This window comes from Pararobbsia alpina (assembly GCF_902859895.1).
In the GTDB taxonomy this organism is placed as follows: domain Bacteria; phylum Pseudomonadota; class Gammaproteobacteria; order Burkholderiales; family Burkholderiaceae; genus Pararobbsia; species Pararobbsia alpina.
The window spans coordinates 1-1,045 of record NZ_CADIKM010000172.1; the positions used below are offsets into that span (position 1 = coordinate 1).

The following is a 1,045-nucleotide window of genomic DNA, read 5'->3' on the forward strand; positions in this document are numbered from 1 at the left end:
CGCGGGGTGACCGTCACGACTTCCTTGTTTTCCATCAACATGCTCCGCCAAAAATTCGACAGCATGTCGATCGTGCTCACGTCGGGGTAGATGCCTTGGGTGGACGCTTACGATCTTGCTACCCGCGGTCGCTGAAGGTTCTCTGTGTCATATCTAATGGACAAGAACAGCTCCAGGTTCCGGCGCCGAAGGGACGAAGGGAAACTGAGTTCCGATTGAAAATAGCTTGAGAATAGTGCTGTTACGATAACTATTGTTATCTTAACGAACCTATTCTTGTTCAAAACTGGCGTTCATGAAAATGAGTGACACCTTCCGTCGATCCCCTGAAAACGATGGGGTAGCGCTTCCCGATGCGGACGAACTGGCCGCGTTGCGCGCCTGGTACGCCGGGCTCTCGGCGCGCCAGGCCGTCGAGCGGTACCTGCCGGCGAGTCTCGGCGACGGGCGGTCTGCACGTGGCATCCTTGGCGTCATCCGGCGCCGGCTTTTGAACGTCGCCCGGCAGGTCGGGCGCCCCGATCTTGTCACCGTCCTCGCGCACGCAGCAGGGGAGCGTCTGCGGGAGGCGAGGGCAGTGAACGAGGCCATCGACGTGCTGCGGCATGCTCGGATACCCGATCCGCGAATCAGCGACGACATCGACCTCTGGCTGCCGGCTCGGGCCGTGGCGGCCCTGCGAGCGCACGGTATCGCGACACTGGCCGACCTGACCGTGCGGATCCCACGTCGGCGCCAATGGTGGAAAGTGATCCCGGGTCTCGGTGCCGCGAGCGCGCGGCAAATTGAGATGTTCTTTGCTGCCCACCCTGCGCTGACAGAGCGGGCGAGGGCGCTCGTCGCCACCTCCGGGCCCGGTATCGTCGTCCCGTGGGAGCAGTTGCGGCTGCCCCATGAGGTGGACGGCTCGGCCGGAACGTTCCGGGCGCCACGACAGACGTGCACGCTGGATGCCGACAACGACTACGCCGCCATCCAGGCTTGGCTGTCACTGCACGAATCACCGGCGACGCTGAGGACGTACCGCAAGGAGGCCGAGCGCCTG

Annotated in this window: 1 protein-coding gene; it reads left to right on the plus strand. The window is 63.3% G+C overall.

All coding sequences use genetic code 11. The features are described from left to right. Positions 1 to 301 precede the first annotated feature (301 nt). On the plus strand, positions 302 to 1,045 hold a 744-nt coding region (locus tag HV670_RS30105), incomplete at its 3' end, for a phage integrase family protein (RefSeq protein ID WP_281362490.1).